The organism is Streptosporangium sp. NPDC000396 (genome assembly GCF_042898655.1).
GTDB lineage: Bacteria > Actinomycetota > Actinomycetes > Streptosporangiales > Streptosporangiaceae > Streptosporangium.
Window position 1 is genome coordinate 248572 of sequence record NZ_JBIAZA010000010.1, and the last position, 20299, is coordinate 268870.

The window sequence follows — 20299 nt, forward strand, 5'->3', positions numbered from 1 at the left end:
CGCAAAGGAGAAGAGGGGCGCTTCACCTTGTGACGTTTCATCTTGTACGACCGGGCTCATCTCGTACGGCCGGGCGAGATCGGCTCATCCCGTACGGGTCTCGTACGGCCGGGCAAGATCAGCGCATCCGGCCGATGACCGTCCGCAGGCGGCGCACGTCCTTCAGCCGCGCCTCATAAGTCGCGCCGATCACGACGAGCAGCAACCCGCCCATCGCCATCGGCACCCATCGCGGCACCGTCATGACGACCTGCCTGATCCACGGCGCCAGCTCGTGCAGGGCGACGACCGCCAGGGTGAGGCCGCCGAGCAGCGCCGGAGCCTGGAGCCGGAAGCGCGCCCCCGCCAGCAGTACGGCCAGTGCGATCACGCCGAGCAGCAGCGGCCGCAGCCAGCCCGACCCCGTGAGCACCGCGATCAGACTGGGCAACAGGCTGGAGGCGAGTCCGGAGCCGTAGGAGACCCAGGAGGAGACCTCCCGGCTCCGCGCCCGCCACCAGCCGAACGCGAGCAGAACGAGCGAGAACGGCACCGTGTAGGCCTCGACCACGGTGATGTCGGAGGCGAGCAGCCGCAGCCAGGAAGCCGCCAGCAGCAACCCCGTCCCCACATATCCGGCCCACCGGCGGTCGGGCCGCAGCGCCGTCCCGGCCATCAGCACACCGGCGACCGCGCAGGCCAGGCTGGCCGACGGCAGGTCACCGGAACCGAGCAGCAGGCCCACGACGGCCAGGACGTATCCGGCCGCCTCCACACCGATCGCGAACACCGAACGCCTGAACCTGCCCGCCACGGCCGCCGCCAGACAGGCCACGGCGAGCACGCCGAACGCCGCGTGCCGTACCGGCCACTCCAGCGCCAGCCCGGCGGCCAGCGCCTCCGCACCGGTGAGCAGCGTCGCCAGCCCCGCCCCACCGGCCCGTACGGCTCGTATCCGCCCGAGGGACGCGGTCGCCACCGCGACCGCCGCCACCACCGGCAGCACGATCAACGTGGCGGGCTTGCTCATGAGCGCCCAGGAGATCGCGATCGAGGCCGTCCACAGCGCCGCCGCCCCACCGAACGCCCAGTTCGTACGGCTCCGCGCGGCCATCCACGCCAACGGGCCGAGACCCGCGACGAACCACCCCACCTCCACCCCGTACAGCAGGCCGACCGAGATCGGCAGAGCCACCAGCACCACCGGCCAGGCCGTCAGCCCGGCCCTGATCATGCCCTTGCGCCCGGCGGCCTGCCAGGAGACCAGCACCGCGGAGGCCGCTACGAGAACAGTGATCACGACGAAGAGGGGGTGGTGGCCGACGGGGTCGCCCAGGGGCGTCCACGGCAGGGCGAGCGGGCGGTAGAAACCGGAGATCGCGGCGACGGCGGAGTGCACGGGAAGCACCGCGAGCGCGGCGAGCACGGCGCTCAGCACCAGCCCGGCCGTCCACCGGGGATCCACGACCGCCTTGACCGTGGACGCGGTATCCATCGGCACAGCAGCCCCATCAGCGGGCGTGGCGCCCGCTGGAGGAGACCCACCGGCAGATGCGGCGTCCGCTCGTACGGCGGGCCCACCGGCAGATGCGGCGTCCGCTTGCACGGCAGATCCGTCAGCGGACACGGCACCCGCTCGCCCGGCGGACCAGCGCGGCGCCAGCAGACCGGCCAGCACCGCACCGATCGCCAGGGCCAGTGACAACCCGTCGCCCACCGGCTGCCATCGTGTCCCGACGGCCACCGCCCAGATCAGGCCGGTCGCCGACAGCACCGCGGTGACCAGAGCGGTCGCCGCTGCCCATGGCACCCGTGCGGTGAACGACGCCAGGCCCCACACGGCCAGCAGGACGGCAAGCGCCACGTATGTGGGGACTCGCCCGGCGAGCGCGGTGGCCACGGCCATCGCGGTCACCGCCACGGCCGCGACCGTGAGGGCTCCCGCCCACAACGACCACCTGACCGGGGACAGGCAGGCCACGAGCACGGCGGCCAGGATCAGCAGGACCGCGAGGTCCGCCGGGTAGCTCCAGCCGAAGGCGGCAGGGGCGACGGCCACGGTGAGCGTGCCGAGGGCCAGGGCGGTGAGCCCCATGCGCACGGCCACGCGCGCCTGCCGGTCCCGCCGGTCCCGCTGGTCTTGGTGGTCCTGGTCTTGCCAGTCTTGGTGGTCTTGGCGGTCCTGCCGGGAACGCCCCCGGCGGGCCGTCGCCGCCGCGGCGGCCGCCAGCAACCCGAGTACGACCGGGATCGCGGGGAAGGAACGGCCGACAGAACCGTAGACCTCCGGCCAGACATCGTCCAGCCGCCCGAACGGGGTGTACAGGATGAAGACCACCGCGGGCAGGAACGGGACCGCGGTGATCGCGGCCAGGATCCCGGCGGAGACGGCACCGGCCGATCGGACCCGCGGGTCGTTCAGACCGGGCAGGTACAGCGCGGCCGCCCCGGCGACCAGCGCCGCGGCGGTGTACGGAACGGCCCACCACTCGAACGGGAGCAGCGGCCAGACAGGCGCCGCCAGACCGGCGGTCAGCGCGAACACCGATCCGGCGGTCAAGAACCTGAGCAACCCCACTCGCGGTGCCATGACCGCCCCGATCATGGCCAGCACGACCAGCAGCGCGCCCTTGACGGAGCTGGTCATCAGATCCTCGGCGGGGAACGAGCCCGTCAGCCCCAGAGCGGAGTTCAGGAATCCACAGCCCACCCCCAGCGTCCACACCACACCGAAACAGGCCCACAGGGTCGCTCGGACTCCAGGTGCGGCGCCCACCGGCCGGACATCGCCCGCCCCTGCCTCGGACGTGCCCGCCCCGGATCGGTGTGATGCCGCCGCGTTCTCCTCCGGCTCGCCACCACCCGACACCGCCGCAGGATCGGGCTCACCACCCGATATCGCCACGGGATCCGGCTCACCAGCCGACACCACCACAGGATCCGGCTCACCAGCCGACACCGTCGCGGGTTCCGGTTTCCCGTCGACGGACACCGTGACGGGTCTCTTCCCACGAGCGAGCATCAGGAAGGCGGCGTCGGCCGCGGCCGTCGCCGCCAGGGCGGCGGTGATCCAGGACGCGGTCTCGCTCAGGGCGAGCAGCGGAAGCGGGAGCTGGGCGAGCACGATCGCCACCGGTAGCGGCAGTCTCAGCGGGATCAGCCGTGAGTATCCCGCCATGATGAGCGCGACCAGGCCGAACAGCAGGGCGGCGTAGTCGAGCCCGGCGATGCCGTCGGCTCCGGCGATGCCGACCCGCCGGGCGGCGTAGCCGTCCAGGAAGAGCAGGGCGACGCCGAGCATCGCGATGGTCTCGGCGGTGGCGATGAGGTCCCGCCTCACCAGGAGCTTCGGCACGGCAAGGGTCGCCAGGGTGATCCCGGAGAGGATCGCGGCCCGCCCGCCGATGCCGATGTGCCCCCAGCTGACCACCGTGAACACGATGGCCGCGACGACCAGCAGCAGGCCGCCGAGCACGAGAAGCAGGTTCTGCACGGCCTTGGGCGAGAAGTCCCTCCGCGGCGCGGCCGGGGCGGGAAGCTCCGCCTGCGCCGGCCCAGGGCCGGTTCCGGCCGCCTGCCGTACTCCCAGGCCGCTCCCGGCCACCGGCCGTACGCCGGAGCCGATTCCGGCCGCCTGCCGCGCGCCCGAACCGCCCTCGGCTACCCACCGCGCGTCTGGATCGCCCTCGGCCGCCTGCCGTACGCCCGGATCGCTTCCGGCCAGGCGGTCCCTTTCCGAACGAAGCAAGCCGAGCAGCTGGTCGCGCCGGGCCAGCAGCTCCGCCTCTCGGGCCCGCAGCCCGGCCAGTGCCATGTCGAGCTGCCACAGGTCGGTCGCCACCGGACCACGGAGCGGCAGCCCGCAGCGCGGGCAACGATCGTGCTTCCTCGCGATGGGCTCGCCGCATTCCGGGCAGCTCACCCCTGGGGGACGACGCGGGCCGTTCGGCGGGCTTTGATCGTGCATGGTACGAAGAATGCCCGATGCAGGTTTCCGTTCGCTTGCGGTGAGAGCTCGATCGCGGCCAGATATGCCCTAACGGGTACGGCGGGCGATGAAGGTGATGATGCCCGTGGCGCCCACGGCGGCCACCAGCCAGAGGGCCATGGTCGAAGGCGGCACCCCGGCGTCCTCCTTCGTCTTCGCGTCGGCCACAAGCGCGGCGTCGCTGGTGCGGGTCGTCGGGGTGGGGGCGGGCTTCGGGGCCGTCTCCCGCAGGACCCTGTCGGGCAGCGGCACCTGGTAGACCGGGCTGCCGACTCCCTCGCTACCGGTCAGCAACGCCTTGCCGTCGGGCGTGTAGGTGATCGACTCGGCCTGGTCCAGTTGCGGCATCGACATCCGGGCGATCTGCTCCCCCGGAGCCCGATAGACCGTGGCGGAGAAGTAGGTCCGGATCACGAAGCTGGATCCGTCCGGGGCGTATGCGGCGTCGGTGGCCATGATGGGCGCGGAGCCGACCTTGCGAAGCACGTTGACCCTGTCGGTGCGCAGCTGCTTCGGGGCCGCGTAGACCGAGCCGGAGAACTCCTTGCTCACGATGTAGAGCCGCCCGGTGCGGGGGTTGACCATGACGCCCTCGGCGTTGTGCCCGCCGTCCTCGTAGCGGAACCGGTAGCGCACGGCGGGCAGGGTGGCGTCGCGCAGCGCGGTGGGCTCCTTCACCTTGTAGACCGAGACGTCGGGCCAGGCCCCGTCGAAGTTGTCGCCGATGTCGGCGAACCAGAGCACCCCCTGCCCGGTCTGCGGGTCCTTGGATGCGGCCATGCCCTCCCAGTCACGGGCCGCCGCCCCCCGCAGGGTGAATGTCGCGCGGGTCCGCCCGTTGGACCCGACCGCGAAGAAGACCGGTCCGGCGGAGCTGTCGTTGTGGGTGTAGTAGACGTTCTCGTGTGTCGGGGAGACCGCCAGCCCGCTCGACTCGGTGATTCGCCTGTCCTTGAAGGTGAAGAGAGGCTGATCTCCGTCCGCCCAGGCCACCGGCCCGGCGAACACCACCGCTCCGGCCAGCCCGGCCGCCGCGAGCACACGAATCACAGCGTTCCCCGCTCTGCTCCCCATTCAGCCATCATGCCCTGACAGCAGGGCCCGCAGGCGCCGCGGAAGTTTCTCGTCCGCGTCAAGGATCATTGTGGCGTTGTCGAAGAGGGCGTCGGCCATCGGCGGGTGGCCTAACCGATACGCCCTGGATTCGGGCTCGCCTGGAGCGCACTCCAGGTCCTTAGTCTGAACCCCATGGATTACACACAGCTTGGCCGTACCGGCCTGAAGGTCAGCCGCCTCTGCCTGGGCACGATGAACTTCGGCCCCGTGACCTCGGAGGAAGACTCCTTCGCGATCATGGACCGCGCCCACGAGCTGGGAATCAACTTCTTCGACACGGCCAACGTCTACGGCTGGAAGAAGGGCGAGGGCATCACCGAGAACATCATCGGGCGATGGTTCGCCAAGGGCGACGGCCGCCGCGAGAAGACGGTCATCGCCACGAAACTCTACGGCGACATGGGCGACTGGCCCAACGAGGGCCGTCTGTCGGCGCTCAACATCCGCCGCGCGGCCGAGGCGTCGCTGAAGCGCATGCAGACCGACTACATCGACCTCTACCAGGCCCACCATGTCGACCGGGACACCCCGTTCGACGAGTTCTGGGAGGCCATGGACATCCTCAAGCAGCAGGGCAAGATCCTGTATGTCGGGTCGTCCAACTTCGCGGGCTGGCACATCGCCAAGGCCCAGGAGACCGCCCGGCGCCGCAACACCCTCGGCCTGGTCTCCGAGCAGTCCCACTACAACCTGATCGTCCGGGCGGCCGAGCTTGAGGTCATCCCCGCCTGCGAAGACTACGGCGTCGGTCTGATCCCCTGGAGCCCGCTCGCGGGCGGCCTGCTCGGCGGCGTCCTCCGGAAGATCGACAAGGGTCGCTCCGCCTCGGAGAACATGATCAATGAGCTGAACAAGCACCGCGACAAGATCGAGCGCTACGAGGCGTTCTGCGACGAGCTCGGCGAGGACCCGGCGAACGTCTCCCTGGCCTGGCTGCTCCACCAGAGGGTCGTCACCGCGCCGATCATCGGCCCGCGCACGATCGACCAGCTCGACGGCGCCACCAAGGCCCTGGAGATCACTCTTGACGAGGCCGCCCTGGCGCGCCTCGACGAGATCTTCCCCGGGTTCAGGACGGCTCCCGAGGAATACGCCTGGTAGCGGCTAAGAGACTAGGGCGCCGATCACCACGAGCAGCACGAGCAGTGCGAGCACCGTGGGCAGGAGCCAGCGACGGGGACGATCCACGTTCTGGAGCTTAGCTCCGCCCACCGGGTGCCGCTGCCGCGAGGGGATACTCCGCGATCGTCTCGTAACGGACAGCGGCTCCGAGATGGCTTCTCACCAGGTGTACGGCTCCCGCCTCCCAGGCGGTTCCGGCGAACGGTCCGAAAGCCTCGATCAGGCGGTGCACATCTGTCTCCGCACGGGACCTGGCGAGAGTCAGGTGCGGCCGGAACCGCCGCCGGTCGGCCTGTACGGCTCCCGCGCGCTGCGCCCCCGCCCCCAGCGAGTCCGCCAGGCGGACGAGTTCGGGGCGGGGGCCGTCCAGGCCGGTCCAGAAGACCCGCGCCCGGCGAGCCGAGGGAAAGGCACCCGCACCCGTGAACGACAGCGTCATCGGCGCGTAGCGTGACGCGGCGCGAGCGAGCCTCGTCTCCAGCTCGGGCATGACCCGCTCCGGCACCTCTCCCAGAAACGACAGCGTCACGTGCCAGTTCTCCGAATCCAGCCAGCGGAGCTCGGACCATGCGGCACGGTGGGGTTCGAGAGCGCGCAGGAGCTCGTCACGCGTGCGCTGCGGCGGCAGCAACCCCACGAACAGCCGCATTCGACCTCCTGCCGACCAACCTGGTCAGCATTATCGCCGCGCCGACGCCGACCAGGGTGAGCGCCCCTCCCATCACGACTCCCACGCGGGGGCCGCCCAGCTCGGAGATCCAGCCGAGCAGCGGCGCGCCGACCGGAGCGCCCCCGGTGAACACCAGCACGTAGATGCCCATCACCCGGCCGCGCATCTCCGGCGAGGAGGCCAGCTGCACGCTGGTGTTGGCGGCCGTGTTGACCGAGATCAGCGCTACACCGGCGGGGATGAGGAAGAGCAGGTAGAGCGGATACCACGGAGCCAGACCGGTGGCGATCTGTAACAGGCCGAACGACGCCGCGCCGCCGATCAGGAGCTTGCGGCTGGGCCGTACCCGCCGGGCCGCCATGAGCGCGCCGCCCAGCGCACCCACCGCGAACATGCTGGAGGCCACTCCGAAGGAGGACGCGCCCGCGCCGAAGACATGACGGGCCATCAGCACGATGGACATCGAGAACGACTGCGCGAACATCGACACGAAGGCGATCAGCAGTATCGGCAGCAGCAGGTCCGGCCGCTCCAGCACATAGCGCAGCCCCTCACGGAGCTGGCCCTTGGCCCTGGGAACCGGGTCGGGGGTGGTCAGCTCCGAGGCGCGCATCAGCGCCAGGCCACCGAGCACGGCGAGGAACGACAGCGCGTTGATCAGGAAGATCGGGCCCGTGCCGTCGAGAGCGTAGATCAGCACGCCCGCGAGGGCCGGACCGACCACGCGGGCCAGGTTGAAGCTGGAGGCGTTCAGCGCGATGGCGTTGGCCAGGTCGTGGCGGCCGACCATCTCGACCACGAACGACTGCCGGGTCGGCACTTCGACACACGCGATGAGACCGAGAACGAAGGCCATCACGTAGACGTGCCAGGCCTGCGCGGCCCCGGTCACGGTGAGCACGCCCATGGTCAGCGCCAGCACGCCCATGAGCGACTGGGCGACGATCAGCAGCGGCCGCTTGGGATAGCGGTCGGCGAGCATGCCGCCCCAGAGTCCGAACAGCAACAGCGGCAGGAACTGCAGCGCGGTGGTCAGGCCCAGCGCGGCGGCACTGCCGTGCGTCAGGTCCAGCACCAGCCAGTCCTGCGCGGTGCGCTGCATCCATCCGCCGACGTTGGAGACCACCCCGCCGATCGCGAACAGCCGGTAGTTGTGGTTGCGCAGCGACCGGAACATCCCGCCCCGCGTCTCCGGCACGACCTGCGCGGTCGCGGTCTCGACGGCCTGCAGCTCCCTCGCGGCCGCGGCCCGTGAAATCCTCAGCCGCCGCAGCCTCGCCCATCGGCCCGGCTTCCCACCGGGTACGGCGTGCGCGATCCGCCCTCGTGCCCTTGCCCACCGGCCCGGCTTCCCACCGGGTACGGCATGTGCCTCGGCGTCCTGAAGGGTCGCCGAGGCCCCGGGTTCCTCAGGCTCGGCTAGATCCGGCTGAGCTTCTCCAGGATCGGAGCCGCCTGACGGAGCACCGCCTTCTCCTCGGGTGTCAGCTCCTTCAACCGCTGTGTCAGCCACGCCTCCTTGCGGCGGCGCTCCTCCTTCAGCAGCGTTGTTCCTTGCTCGGTCACGCTCACGGTCACCTGACGCCGGTCGGTCGGGTGCGGGGTACGCGACACCAGCCCCCGCTCGTCCAACGCGGCGATCACGCGCGTCATCGAGGGCGGTTGCACCTTCTCTAGCTCGGCCAATTCGCCGGGGGTTATCCCGGAATGCCGTTCCACGGCGGCGAGCGTCGCGAGCTGGGTGGGAGTCAGCGAGTGCACTGCGGCCTGCCTGCGCAGGCGCCTGTTCAGCCGCGCCAGCGACACGCGCAGCGCCGAGGCCAGACCGGCGTCGCTTCGCAGGCTCGCGGCGGGGTCCTTCTTGGGGTAGTTCGTTAGCATGAGTCATTACCTTTGCTAACTAAATACGATCGCAACGCATTCCCTTCGGGGGAGATTTTCTTGGCGGGAGCCGACCGACGTGCCGGACACCCGGGGGAACACCGGCCCCAGCGAAGCGCCCCCGCAGGCAGGACCTCGCAGGGGCGCCTCAGCCGGGAAACCCTCAGTTCGCCGAACCCGGCTGGGCGACCCATTCGACCTCGATGTCTGCGGCCTTCGCGATCGTCGCGAAGTCCCGGTCATAGTGGAGCACCTTGAGCCCGTGGTGCCGTGCCGTCACCGCGATCAGAAGATCCACGGCACTCGGCCCCTGATGGCTGGAGGACGCCGCCAGGGTGTCCTGGAGTTCGCGGGCCCGATGGAAGGCGTCGTCCGGCATCGGCACCCAGCCATAGGTTCCCGAGAGCACCTCGTCAAGCCGCTCGCGCGCCACCTTACCTTCGGCGGCGCGAAGCATCTCCAACTCGACGACCGGACAGATCGAGATGAGCCCGGAGACGACATGCTGGCTCCAGTGCTCGCGGACTTCGGCGTCCCGATAGATGCGCACCACCGCCGAGGTGTCGGCGAGGTGCGTGCCGAAGGCACTCATGCGGCCCTCCGGCCATCCTCGTGGTCTTCCTCACCCGGAGCCGGATCATCTTCCTTACGCGGAATCGGATCATGCCCTTCCGGGACGGACCGGTAGTTGCGCTTGTCCAGCAAGGAGTCGAACTCGCCTTCCGCGAAGAGCTCAACCCCCTCCTCCAGAGCCTTCAACCTGGTCACTCGCGCGACGACCTCCGCGAGCGCCAGGTTGACCGTGTCCTTCTTGGTCTTGGTGCCAAGGAGGAGCTGGGCCGCGGCCAGCATCTCCTCATCGACATCCACCAGGATCTTCGCCACAGGCGACCTCCATATATACGACCAACTACCAGTGTATATCCATTCCTTTCTGTCACCTGGAGTAGGCGAATAAAGGCTTTCCGTAAGGCGATTTCGGCAAGAAAGAACCCAGGACGGGTCCAGCGAGGCCGTGACGGGATCAAGGGCGACGCGCCGGACGATTCAGGGCTGTTCCAGGGCCGAATCCGAGCTTCCGCCATACCGACAGCGGCTACTCGACGCCCGCGGTTTCCACCCCGGCTCCGGCCGCGACGATCCGGGCGACCCGCGAAGGCGGGATTCCGGTCGTGTCGACGACCTCCGCTTCACGGCTCAGCCAGGACAGGGCTTCGCGGTAGTCCGAATCGAACCGTGATGAAATGATCGGACGATCATCTGAACCGTCCGTATATTAAGCCCATGCGAGGCTTGTGGCCGTTCGTCGCGCGAGCATCGGAACTCGACCGCGTACGCGCGGCGAGCCTTCGGGGCAGCGGGCTCGTGGTCGCCGGACCGGCGGGGGTGGGTAAGACCCGTCTGGTCACCGAGGCGCTCAAGGAGATCACCGGGTTGCCCGTCGTCCACGTGTGCGGGACCAGCGCCGGGACCGCCATCCCGCTCGGGGCGTTCGCCCACATGCTTCCCGCCCGGCTTCCCGTCGGAGGACGGGGCAACCTGCTGCGCTGGGCCGCCGACGCCGTCGCACCGGACGGCATGCTGCTCCACGTCGACGACGCCCACCTGCTGGACGCGACCTCGGCGGCCCTGGTGCACCACCTGGTCGTGCACGGCCGGGCGAGACTGCTGGCCACCGTCCGCAGCGGCGAGCCTTCACCCGACCCGATCATGGCGCTGTGGAAGAACGACCTGATGTCCCGGCTGGAGCTCGCTCCCCTGTCCTCTCAGGAGACGCGGCTCCTGCTGTCGCGGGCGCTCGGCGGGCAGCCCGCCCTGTGGACCACGCAGCGCCTGCACACCGCCGCCCAGGGCAACGTCCTGTTCCTGCGCGAGCTCGTCCTGACCGGACAGGAACAGGGACGTCTTCGCAGATCGTCCCAGGGCGTCTGGCAGTGGCAGGGTGAACTCCTCGTCTCCTCCCGGCTCAGAGAACTCATCGAGACCCGGCTCGGCGACGTCGACGACGCGGAGCGCGAGGTGCTGGAGCTCGTCGCCCTCGGCGAGCCCCTCGACGCGGACATCCTGACGCGCCTCGTCCCCTCCTCGTCCGTCGACCGGGCCGAGGCCAGGCAGCTCATCACCACCGACGGGGAGAGGGACCGCCTCGTGGTACGGCTCGCGCACCCGCTCTACGGTGAGGCGGTCCGCGGCGCGATGGGCCCCTTCCGGACCCGCTCCCTGCTGCGCCGGCTCGCCGAGGCCGCGCAGGCGACCGGTATGCGGCGTCGTGGCGACCTCGTCCGGGTCGCCGTCTGGCAGCTCGACGGTGAGGGGGCCGCCGACCCCGCCCTTCTGATGGAGGCCTGCCTGGCCTCGTGGGCGGCGTGGGACCTGGACCTGGCGATCCGGCTCGGGCGAGCCGCCCTGGACGCCGGTGGCGGCGCGGCCGTGGCCGGGGTGCTGGGACCGATGCTGTTCTTCACCGGCCAGGCCGCGGAGGCCGAGGCGGTGCTCTCCCGCGCCGAGGGGCTGATCACGGCCGAGCACGAGCTCGTCATGCATCGCATCGCGCGCGCCTGGAACCTGATCTGGGGCCTGGGGCGGGAGGCCGAGGCGTTCCGGGTGCTGGCCGACGCGACGGCGGCGACCGCCGTCCCCGCCCTGCTACAGGACATCCTGTCGTTCAGTGCGGCGTTCCACGTGTACGCCGGGCGCCTGCGGGAGGCCGAGCACGACCTCGACCGGGCACGCGAGCTGGGGGTGCCGGAAGTCCGGCTCACCGCAATGTTGTCCGCGGTCTCGTCCTGGATCCTCCTCATGCGCGGGCGGGTGCGGGAAGCGCTGGCCCTGATGACCGGCACGCTCTCCGATGTCGACGCCTGGCGGGACCAGGCACCGTTCGTCGAGCACTTCCTGGCCGACGGGATCTGCATGGCCCACCTGTTCACCGGAGCTCTCGACTCCGCCGAGGCCGCCGCCGCCGAACGGCTGGCCCTCGAAGGCGAGTTCGGCTCGGCGCCGCTCGCCAGGGCCACCTCCAGCGCCATTCTCGGTGCCGTCCACCGGCTCCGCGGCCAGGTCCAGGACGCCCGGCGGTGGGGCGCCGACAGCGTCGAATGCTGGGATGTGATCCCGCTGGTGACCACCGCCCCGTGCCGGGGTGAGCTCGCGCACGCGGCGGCCCTGACCGGCGACCTGGAGGCGGCCCGGAAGGCGTTCCCCGGCGACGAGGAATCGGCGCCGCTCCTTTCGTTCATGGCGGTCGGTTTCCCGCTGCTGCTGGCCCGGACGTGGATGACGGCGCTCGCGGGAGACGTGCAGGGCGCCGTCGAGTGCGCGCTGGCCGCCGCAGACGACGCCGAGCGGCACGGGTTGCGCGTCTGGCAGATGTTCGCGCTGCACGACGTGGTACGGCTGGGCGCGGCCAGGCGGGTCGCCGACCGGCTAGCCGGACTCGTCGAGCTGGTCGACGGCGAGCTGGTCGTGCTCTGCGCCAGGCACGCGGCGGCCCGCACCGGGAAGGCATTGGATGAGGTGTCGGCGGATTTCGAGAGGTTCGGGGTGATCCTCTATGCCGCCGAGGCCGCCGCCCAGGCGTCCCTCGCCCACATCGCCGAGGGGCGCGAGCGTAACGCGCGGGCCTCGGCGGGACGGGCCCATGACCTCGCGACCCGCTGCCAAGGAGCGCACACGCCCGCCCTGGCGCAGCTGTCCGCTCCCCGGCTGACGGCGAGCGAGTGGGAGATCGCCCAGCTGGCGGCCGGTGGCCTGACCAACCGCCAGATCGCCGGCCAGCGGTTCATCTCCATACGGACGGTCTCCAGCCACCTGAACCGCGTCTACCACAAGCTCGGCGTCAGCGATCGGGCCGGTCTGGCCCGCAGGCTGAAGGCCCTCGGGTCGGACCCGCCGGACCCTCCCCCCTCGGCCGGGCCCGACGCACCGTGAGCGGCGACCTCAGGGGGTTCGGAGGCGCCAGCGCTGATTGGCCCCGTTCGAGCAGGTCGCCTGCAGGACGTTGGCACCGTGGGCGTAGCTGGCATCCTGAACGTCCAGACACCTGTCGCTGTGCCGGGCCCGCAGCTGGAAGGGAGTACCGGTGCCGGGCCATTTCGGGCCGGAGACAGAGCGCATCCTCCACTGCTGGTTGTAGTCATATTCGTTCGAGCAGGTCGCCTGTAGGACGTTGGCACCGTGAGCGGGACTGGCGTCCTGAACGTCCAGGCACTTGCCACTGTGCCGGGCGACGAGCTTGTAGTAGCCGCCTCCGACCGGCACCAGAGACCACTGCTGGTTGTATCCGTCCAAGCACTTTCCCTGGATGACGTCGGCGCCGTGGGCGCGGCTGGCGTCCTGAACGTCCAGGCACTTGCCGCTGTGCTCGACGACGACCTCGTAGTAGCGGACGGTTTCCGCCGCGGCCGGGGATGCGGTGACCACCGTCGCCAGCAGAGTGGATGCGGCCAGTAAAAGCGGGCCACGATTCATAGCGTGCACAAGGCTTCCTTTCCCGTGGAGCGGTTTCTGCGGACAGGACAGCGGCGGAGTCGTCAGAGTCTGGAGCACAGGCGCCAGGCGATCGGCACGCGAGGTGACCACGCGCCGCCGTTCTCCCGTGCCTGCACGTACGCGTCGAGCGGAGGAGCGAACAGGCCCCCCTGGCAAACGGTGCGCTCGGTGTCGATCGAGTAGTTCCCGCCCGGCCCCTTCCCACCGGCCTGCGCCGTGGTGTTGCCGGACCACATGACCCGCCCGTCGGCGGAGCGGACGATCCGGACGGTCACCTGGGCGCCGGGAGTCAGGTAGTAACCCCGCATGCCCACCGTCTGGTACGGCGACTCGTTGCTGTGGGAGCAGGCGTTCCCCTCGCAGGTGGGCGGCGGGGCCGAGTGGTTCCGCCTGGTCATGATCACCCAGGCGAGCCGGTAGGGCGCGTTCGCGTTGTCGCTGCGGGCCTGGCTGCGGGAGTCCGGAACCACGCATCTGTGGTCGCCCGGGTACGCCTCCCGCCAGACGAAGCCGGTGGTGCACTCGTGCCAGACGCCGGCGTTCTCGCCGGCCGTACGGTCGCGGGTGGCCGGGGTGACGCAGACGTGGTCGCTGGCCCTGGCTCCGCGCCAGACGTACCCGGACGCGCAGGTGTCGGGCGAGGACCCCGCGCCCGCCCGCCGCGCACCGGCGGTCTCGGTTTCGGCCGAGGCCGTCGTGGTGCCGAGCAGCGCTGACGCCAGGCACCCCACGGCGACCATTCCCAATGCTCTGGTGCGCGTCCCGCCGGACGCCCAGGACATGTTCCTGCCCATCGTTTCCTCTCCCTGTGACCAATCGCCCTGCGACCAACCGGCAGATCACTCTCTGTCCGGTGCTCATGCGTTCACGATGCGGCGGCGGAGAGGGCCCGGCATCGGTACCCCCTACGCAAATTGCGGCGGTTCACGGCTGCGGAGCACGGCGATTCAGGGCTGGAGCGCGAAGTATTCCCCCGATCGTCCGGTGATGGCACCATCGATGTGATCGACAATGGCCCAGGGAGGGCGGCATGGGGCGTTGGAAACCGAAGCCGAAACACCTGATCCCGCTTCTGGCGTGCCTCGTCTGCGACCTGGTGGCGCCACTGACCATCAGCAGGAACGACGGCGGATTCTTCCCCTACCTGATGTTCATGGCCTTTTTCTTCGGCCTGCTGGCGACACCGATCCTGCTGCTGTTGACCCTGAGCGGCCGGACCCGGTGGGTCGTCACCACGGCGCTGGCGCAGTTCGTCCTCGGTGCCGCCATCTTTCTCGGCGGAGTGCAGCCCCTTCACGCCCTGTATCTGAGCGTGCTGGGCCGACCGGTCGAGGCCACCGTCGCGGACACGACCGACCGGTGCGGCAGGTCGGCCACCGGCCAGGACGCCGCCCTCGGCCCGTATACCTGCACGGTCTTCCTGGAGCTCGTAGGGCCGGACGGCGACCCGGTGGCCGGTGGAGCGATGATCGGAAGCGAGTTCACGCAAGCCCGGCGGGAGGCGGCCCGCACGGACGGGAACCCGTCAGATTCGTTCACCGTCCTTGAGGATCCGCTCGGGCTGGTACGTCCCCTCCCGGCCGACCCCGGCACCGGGCGGCCCATGATGAGCGACCTCAAGAACATCCATGCCGTGATCCTTGTGATCTGCTGGATCGCGCTCGCCGGGAGCTACGCCGCGACCGTCGTGACCAGCCTGCGACCCCAGGCAGAGTCCCTCAGCGAAAACGCCGCCGGGCCGGACAGCTGACCACCACGGCGACGCCACTGGGCTTCGCGGGAGGTCCGGACACGGAGAAGGCCGTCATGATGACCGACGCAGTGGTCATCATGACGGCCTTCGGCTTGGTCCTCAGGCGAGGCCGAGGAGGATCTTGATCGGGCCGAGGGCGAAGTAGACGACGAACAGGGCGGCGACCACCCACATGAGGGTGTGAACCTCGCGCGCCTTGCCCTTGACGAGCTTGATCAGGACAAAGCTAACGAACCCCGCGCCGATGCCGTTGGCGATGGAGTAGCTGAACGGCATGAGCACGATCGTGAGGAACGCCGGGATGGCGATCTCGTAGTCGGAGAAGTCGATCTCGCGGATCGCGGTCATCATCAGGAAGCCGACGATGACGAGCGCGGGGGCGGCGGCCTCGTAGGGGACGACGGCGACCAGCGGCGAGACGAAGATGGCCAGGAGGAAGAGCACGCCGGTGACGACGCTGGCCAGGCCGGTGCGCGCGCCTTCCCCGACGCCCGCGGCCGACTCGATGTAGGTCGTGTTGGACGAGACGGAGCCCGCGCCGCCGACCGCCGCGCCGATGGAGTCGACGAGGAGGATCTCACGGGTCTTGGGCAGGGAGCCGTCCTCCTTGATCAGACCGGCCTGGGCGCCGACGCCCACGATCGTGCCCATCGTGTCGAAGAAGTCGGTGATCAGCAGGGTGAAGACGAACAGCAGGGCCATGAGGACCGAGACGGAACTGAAGGCGCCGACCGGGTCGAACTCCCTGAACAGCACCAGCGGGTTCTGGAACCCGAAGATCTCCTTGGGCATCTCCGGGACGACGAGCCGGAAGCCTGAGGGGTTGGGCTTGTCCGGCGTCCCCGGGCCGCCGACCTTGGTCACGGCCTCGACGACGATCGCGAGGACCGTGGTGGCGACGATGCCGATGAGGATGGCGCCCTTCACCTTGCGGGCCACCAGCAGGGCGACCGTCAGCAGGCCGACCACGAAGACGAGGATCGGCCAGCTGGTCAGGTTGCCGCCGATGCCGAGTTCCAGCGGCACGGCGGGCGCCTTGCGGACAAAACCGGCGTCCACGAAGCCGATCAGGGCGATGAACAGGCCGATGCCGACGCTGATCGCGGTCTTGAGCTGGGACGGGATGGCGTTGAACACCGCCGTCCGGAATCCGGTCAGCACCAGAAGAGCGATGATCACGCCTTCGATGAAGACCAGGCCCATGGCCGACTCCCACGACATCTGCGAGGCGATGCCGAAAGCGACGAAGGCGTTGAGTCCCAGCCCGGCGGCCATCGCGAACGGGACCTTGCCGATGACGCCCATCAGGATGCTCAGCAGCCCGGCCACGAACGCGGTGCCGGCCGCGACCAGCGGGATGTTCGGCGTGCTCCCGTCGCCGATGAACTGGCCCTCCGCGTCCTTGACCGTGGCGATGATCAAGGGGTTGAGCACGACGATGTAGGCCATCGTGAAAAAGGTGACGAACCCACCACGGACTTCCCGGCTTACCGAAGAACCACGGTCCGTGACGTGAAAGAAACGGTCAAGTGCACTTATATGGTTGGTTTTCCTGTCGCTCACGCACGCAGGGTGACAGCGAGCACCCGCCATCGGAAGACTTGGGTCACGATGGTGATGCTTTCGAGATCGATCCGCGCTCTCACAGGGGGCGTTTTGCCACCGGTGAGACCCCGTCGCCTACGCTGGACCACGTGAACCAGCCTCGCCCCCCGGATCTCCAGCCGTTGAAGACCAGCGACTCGGCCACGATCCTCGTGGGCACGGGCCTGTGGGCGGTCGCCCTGGTCGTGCTCCTGATCGTGCAACCGGGCCCGGAGCACCGCTGGTGGATCTGGACCTGCGTGTCGGGCATCTGCGGCGGCCTGTTCGGCCTCTGGTACGTCCGGCGCCGTGACCGCCGAGGCCCGCCGTCCCCCGACGAGGAACCGGTCGAGCCCATCACGGCGATCCCGCCCGTCCCTCCCCCGCCGCCCGACGCGACGGAAGAGGGACACCAGCCCCGCCTGCGCTGACCCCGGCGCGCGAGGAAACGCGAGAGCAGGGCCGGCCGGAAGCAGACCCTAGTCGGTCGAGGCGGTCCAGCTGTCCAGGTCCGCCTCGGCGAGCAGCAGCGGCACCGCGGCCGGATCGCGCAGCAGCGCGGCGACCGCGAGCCGGTCACCCCACTGGCCCGACGCCCACGCGAGCCCACGCGCCAGGCCCTCCACGCCCGTGGCGTGCACCGTGCCCTCGAAGAACCGCCAGGTGGTGGGGACGCCGTCCACGAGCAGTTTCTCGTGCTCCATGTAGGTCGCGGGCGCACCCGGCAGCAGCGACCGTACGGCGGGCGGAACCTCCCGGACCTCACCGGCAGAGGTCACCTCACCGGCGAACTCCTCCCCGGCCAGCGGCAGGTCGAGCAACTCCGACAGCGCCTCGGCCAGGTCGAACGGGGCCAGGATCAGCGGCCGGTCGGCGACCAGCGGAAGCAGGTCCGGCGCCTCGACCACGACCGGCTCGCCCAGCTCGCCCTCGGCACCGGTGCCGCCGGACAGCAGACGGCCGCCCTCGGCCTCGGCGACGACGATCTCACCGCCGAGGACGGCGCGGACCGCGCGCGGTGGCGCGACGCGGGCGGGCGCGACGGCGGCCAGGGCCACCCACAGAGCCCGGAGCTGTGCCCGGTCCACCTCGATGGAGGGGTCGGCCAGCAGTTCGAGAAGCTCGTCGGGACCGCCGTGCGAGGCGAGCAGGTCGGGCAGGGTGGTCCGGACGCCGATCATCGCCAGCGCGGCCTCGTCGACGCCGCCGGGGGCGTCGCCGTACAGGCCGAACAGCAGCGGGTCGGCGCTCGGGAGCCGCAGCTCCGTGGGGCGTTTTCCACCGAGCACCGGGTGGGTGGACAGCCACCACGCCGTGTAGGACGGCACCTCCACGACCTCACCCGCCACCAGAACCCGCAACGGGTGCAGGACCGAGCGGAGCGGCGGGCGCGACAGGAGGGCGAGGGCCGACGGCCAGTCCGCGACGTACTCCAGGTCGCGGATGGCGGAGAACTCCCTGGTGATCGGCGGCACGTCCATCTCGGGCAGCAGGTCGAGAACGGCCTCCAGCCACTCGTCCTCGCGGTCGAGGTCGTGGTCGCACTCGTCCGGGTCGATCATGACGTCGGTGTCGTTCACCACGGCGAAACCGTCGAGCACTCCGGCCGCGGCCAGCACCCGCGAGCCGTAGCGCTCCACCAGCTCGGGCGCGGCCGTGCCGAAGTGCGTCTCCTGGTCCAGCAGCCCGGCCAGCGATCCGTCGGCCAGCAGCAGCTCGCCCGCCGGATACAGCTCACCGTCGGCACCGCGCAGCGCCAGGTCGGCAAGCCACGGAGCCTCGCCGACGGCCAGCCCGGCGGCCTCCACCAGCGCGAGCACCGCCTGAGCCACCGGCTCCGAGTCGGCGCTGTCGAGCGACTCCGCGACGGCGGCGCGGGTCAGCGGGTCTTCCAGGACCGTCCGGGGCGTCGCCTCTCCCGCGCCGAGCCGCAGCAGCAGCGGGTGGGCGGCGTCCGTGTGAACGACGCGCAGCCCGAGCGGGGCGAGCACGGCCGGGTCCAGCGTGGAGCCGTCGGTCAGCAGCAGCGTGCCGCGCGGTCCCCGGACCAGGCGGCCGTCGGCCAGCGGCACCGGCAGCGCGCCGAGAGACTCGGGGTCGTCGGCGGGCAGCACCTCGTACAGTGACCGCCACCAGGCCGGATCCCTGTCCTTGACGACGTCGCCGGAGAGCATGTCCACGACGTCGGCGAGCTCCACTCGCCTGACGCCGAGAGTGACGATCGCGGGGTGCCTGGACGGCCATCCGGCGGGCAGCAGGCCGGGCACCATGTCGGCGACCTTCTCCAGCAGCTCGCCCGGAGCCTCCACCACGGACGCCTGCCGTCCGGCCACGACCAGGTCCTCGCCGTCGGCGGGTCGTCCGGCGGGCGACCCTTCGGCGTCGGCGGGCGGGGAGAGGGCGGGAAGCAGCGGCGTGTCGGGAAGCCTGCGCAGAATGGCCCGGCGCACCTGGGCGTCGAGCTCGCCCTTGCCCATCAGACCGGGGACCAGATCGAGCAGCTTGGGCGTGCGGGGCAGCCCGGCGAGCAGTTCGACGTAGGCGTCGGCGGCGCGCTCGACCAGGAAGTCGGTCAGCGGGCCCATGGCCACGTGCCGCCGGTCGGTGGCCATCGGGAACGAGGCGATCAGCAGCGCGGGCAGGTCAAGTTGCTCGTCGCTCGGCGTCGGCGCGTGCACCACGGGCGGCACCTGCGCGGGCAGCGGCCTGGGCTCACCGCCCCGCGAGCCGCTTTGGGAACCACTTTGCGCCCCGCTTCGCGAACCGTCCTGCGCGCCGATTCGCGGGCCGTCCTGCGCGCCGTCCGAAGCGTCGCCGGCCGGCCCGTCGACGGGTACGGCCCAGCGGACCAGCCAGTACGGCCGGGCCCGCTCCTCGGTCGGCCGGTCGGCGAACAGCTCGGTCACCTGCTCCGGGGAGAACTGCCCGGAAGCCGAGACCACGTGCCAGCCGTCGGGCAGGACCGTCCTGACCTCGCCGTCCACGTCTATCTCGATCGACCTGAGCGCGGGCAGGCCGAGCAGCAGCGCGGGACTGGTCTCCTCCAGCATCCGCCGGACGGCGTCTTCGGCCGCCCTGTCACGCAGCGGCAGCCGTACGAGCGTGTCGAATCCGCTCGGAACCTCCACCGGACCGGCGGGGAACGGCAGGCGCAGCAGCGGCACGTGCCCGCCGCGCTCGGCGAGCTCCTTGGCCAGCACGGGCTCGGCGGCCACCAGCGCGACGGTCTGGTCGCGGGACCAGCGGACGACCCCGGACCCGAGCGAACCGATCACCGGCTCGTCGCAGACCGACACCACGGCCGCGAAGCCGACGCCGAAGCGGCCCGCCGCACCGGACTCGTCGCGTTTGGCGGACGCGCGCAGCGTCGACACGCCCTCGATCCCGGCGGCGTCGATCGGGGCTCCGGTGTTGGCGGCCGACAGCACCCCTTCGCGCAGCGACAGCCGCAGCCGGCCGGGCACCCCGGCGCGGAGCGCGGCGTCGGCGGCGTTCTGGGCGAGCTCGACGATCAGCCGGTCGCGATAGCCGCCGAGTGCGAAGTCCTCCTCTGCGTTGGCGTCCTCGCGGAAACGCGCGGGCGAAGCCGTCCATGCCGCGAGCACGGCGGAGCGCAGTCGATCAGTTCCGAAAATGTCAGTCAAGGCGATGAGTCCAAAGGTCAGGGGCCCCACAGATCACGTCGCACGGCAGGTGACCGGACCAGAGGTGGTCC

General features: G+C 70.7%; 15 protein-coding genes. 4 read left to right on the forward strand and 11 right to left on the reverse strand.

Annotated elements, in window-relative coordinates:
• Positions 1 to 118 precede the first annotated feature (118 nt).
• Positions 119 to 3820 (reverse strand): SCO7613 C-terminal domain-containing membrane protein, encoded by a 3702-nt coding sequence (locus ACFY2X_RS18530; protein ID WP_389939637.1) that lies wholly within the window; start codon positions 3818 to 3820, stop codon positions 119 to 121.
• A 195-nt stretch (positions 3821 to 4015) separates the two neighbouring features.
• Complete coding sequence (locus ACFY2X_RS18535) at positions 4016 to 5017, reverse strand: hypothetical protein (RefSeq protein WP_389939639.1); 1002 nt, start codon at positions 5015 to 5017, stop codon at positions 4016 to 4018.
• Between the two features lie 198 nt (positions 5018 to 5215).
• Here ACFY2X_RS18535 and ACFY2X_RS18540 point away from each other — a divergent pair, with 198 nt between their 5' ends.
• Positions 5216 to 6184 (forward strand): aldo/keto reductase, encoded by a 969-nt coding sequence (locus ACFY2X_RS18540; protein WP_389939641.1) that lies wholly within the window; start codon positions 5216 to 5218, stop codon positions 6182 to 6184.
• A 97-nt stretch (positions 6185 to 6281) separates the two neighbouring features.
• On the opposite strand, the gene thpR is transcribed toward ACFY2X_RS18540, so the two are convergent.
• The 5 genes from thpR to ACFY2X_RS18565 all read right to left on the reverse strand — a co-directional run bounded on the left by thpR (position 6282) and on the right by ACFY2X_RS18565 (position 9641).
• Positions 6282 to 6854, reverse strand: a complete 573-nt coding sequence (gene thpR, locus ACFY2X_RS18545; protein ID WP_389939643.1) for an RNA 2',3'-cyclic phosphodiesterase — start codon at positions 6852 to 6854, stop codon at positions 6282 to 6284.
• Complete coding sequence (locus tag ACFY2X_RS18550; protein ID WP_389939645.1) at positions 6811 to 8073, reverse strand: MFS transporter; 1263 nt, start codon at positions 8071 to 8073, stop codon at positions 6811 to 6813. Before ACFY2X_RS18550 ends, thpR begins: the two co-directional genes overlap by 44 nt.
• A gap of 221 nt (positions 8074 to 8294) precedes the next feature.
• The gene (locus ACFY2X_RS18555) at positions 8295 to 8756 is read right to left on the reverse strand and encodes a MarR family winged helix-turn-helix transcriptional regulator (protein WP_389939647.1); all 462 of its coding nucleotides are present in this window, start codon (positions 8754 to 8756) and stop codon (positions 8295 to 8297) included.
• Between the two features lie 163 nt (positions 8757 to 8919).
• A complete protein-coding gene (locus ACFY2X_RS18560; RefSeq protein ID WP_389939649.1) occupies positions 8920 to 9348 on the reverse strand; it encodes a PIN domain nuclease in 429 nt (142 codons plus the stop codon).
• Positions 9345 to 9641 (reverse strand): type II toxin-antitoxin system VapB family antitoxin, encoded by a 297-nt coding sequence (locus tag ACFY2X_RS18565; protein WP_389939651.1) that lies wholly within the window; start codon positions 9639 to 9641, stop codon positions 9345 to 9347. Before ACFY2X_RS18565 ends, ACFY2X_RS18560 begins: the two co-directional genes overlap by 4 nt.
• A 399-nt stretch (positions 9642 to 10040) precedes the next feature.
• Here ACFY2X_RS18565 and ACFY2X_RS18570 point away from each other — a divergent pair, with 399 nt between their 5' ends.
• The gene (locus tag ACFY2X_RS18570; protein WP_389939653.1) at positions 10041 to 12686 is read left to right on the forward strand and encodes a LuxR C-terminal-related transcriptional regulator; all 2646 of its coding nucleotides are present in this window, start codon (positions 10041 to 10043) and stop codon (positions 12684 to 12686) included.
• Between the two features lie 9 nt (positions 12687 to 12695).
• Here the strand turns inward: ACFY2X_RS18570 and ACFY2X_RS18575 are convergent, their stop codons facing one another.
• A complete protein-coding gene (locus tag ACFY2X_RS18575) occupies positions 12696 to 13226 on the reverse strand; it encodes an RICIN domain-containing protein (protein ID WP_389939737.1) in 531 nt (176 codons plus the stop codon).
• Positions 13227 to 13288: 62 nt separating this feature from the next.
• Positions 13289 to 14041 carry a hypothetical protein gene (locus tag ACFY2X_RS18580; protein WP_389939655.1) on the reverse strand — a complete coding sequence of 251 codons (753 nt, stop codon included), beginning with the start codon at positions 14039 to 14041 and terminating at the stop codon, positions 13289 to 13291.
• Between the two features lie 236 nt (positions 14042 to 14277).
• On the opposite strand from ACFY2X_RS18580, the gene ACFY2X_RS18585 reads away from it, so the two are divergent.
• Entirely contained in the window at positions 14278 to 14997 is a 720-nt protein-coding gene (locus ACFY2X_RS18585) for a hypothetical protein (RefSeq protein WP_389939657.1), read from the forward strand.
• 102 nt (positions 14998 to 15099) lie between these two features.
• Here ACFY2X_RS18585 and ACFY2X_RS18590 read toward each other — a convergent pair whose 3' ends face one another.
• Complete coding sequence (locus ACFY2X_RS18590; RefSeq protein ID WP_389939659.1) at positions 15100 to 16563, reverse strand: NCS2 family permease; 1464 nt, start codon at positions 16561 to 16563, stop codon at positions 15100 to 15102.
• Positions 16564 to 16694: 131 nt separating this feature from the next.
• Here ACFY2X_RS18590 and ACFY2X_RS18595 point away from each other — a divergent pair, with 131 nt between their 5' ends.
• Positions 16695 to 17015 carry a DUF2530 domain-containing protein gene (locus tag ACFY2X_RS18595; protein ID WP_389939661.1) on the forward strand — a complete coding sequence of 107 codons (321 nt, stop codon included), beginning with the start codon at positions 16695 to 16697 and terminating at the stop codon, positions 17013 to 17015.
• A 48-nt stretch (positions 17016 to 17063) separates the two neighbouring features.
• Here the strand turns inward: ACFY2X_RS18595 and ACFY2X_RS18600 are convergent, their stop codons facing one another.
• Complete coding sequence (locus tag ACFY2X_RS18600) at positions 17064 to 20228, reverse strand: sacsin N-terminal ATP-binding-like domain-containing protein (RefSeq protein WP_389939663.1); 3165 nt, start codon at positions 20226 to 20228, stop codon at positions 17064 to 17066.
• Between the last annotated feature and the right edge of the window lie 71 nt (positions 20229 to 20299).

Bases quoted from the DNA above. Each gene is read 5' to 3' on its own strand.
- ACFY2X_RS18540 (WP_389939641.1), top strand. From the start codon at position 5,216: ATGGATTACACACAGCTTGGCCGTACCGGCCTGAAGGTCAGCCGCCTC.
- thpR (WP_389939643.1), bottom strand. From the start codon at position 6,854: ATGCGGCTGTTCGTGGGGTTGCTGCCGCCGCAGCGCACGCGTGACGAG.
- ACFY2X_RS18575 (WP_389939737.1), bottom strand. From the start codon at position 13,226: ATGAATCGTGGCCCGCTTTTACTGGCCGCATCCACTCTGCTGGCGACG.
- ACFY2X_RS18555 (WP_389939647.1), bottom strand. From the start codon at position 8,756: ATGCTAACGAACTACCCCAAGAAGGACCCCGCCGCGAGCCTGCGAAGC.
- ACFY2X_RS18585 (WP_389939657.1), top strand. From the start codon at position 14,278: ATGGGGCGTTGGAAACCGAAGCCGAAACACCTGATCCCGCTTCTGGCG.
- ACFY2X_RS18570 (WP_389939653.1), top strand. From the start codon at position 10,041: ATGCGAGGCTTGTGGCCGTTCGTCGCGCGAGCATCGGAACTCGACCGC.
- ACFY2X_RS18560 (WP_389939649.1), bottom strand. From the start codon at position 9,348: ATGAGTGCCTTCGGCACGCACCTCGCCGACACCTCGGCGGTGGTGCGC.
- ACFY2X_RS18580 (WP_389939655.1), bottom strand. From the start codon at position 14,041: ATGGGCAGGAACATGTCCTGGGCGTCCGGCGGGACGCGCACCAGAGCA.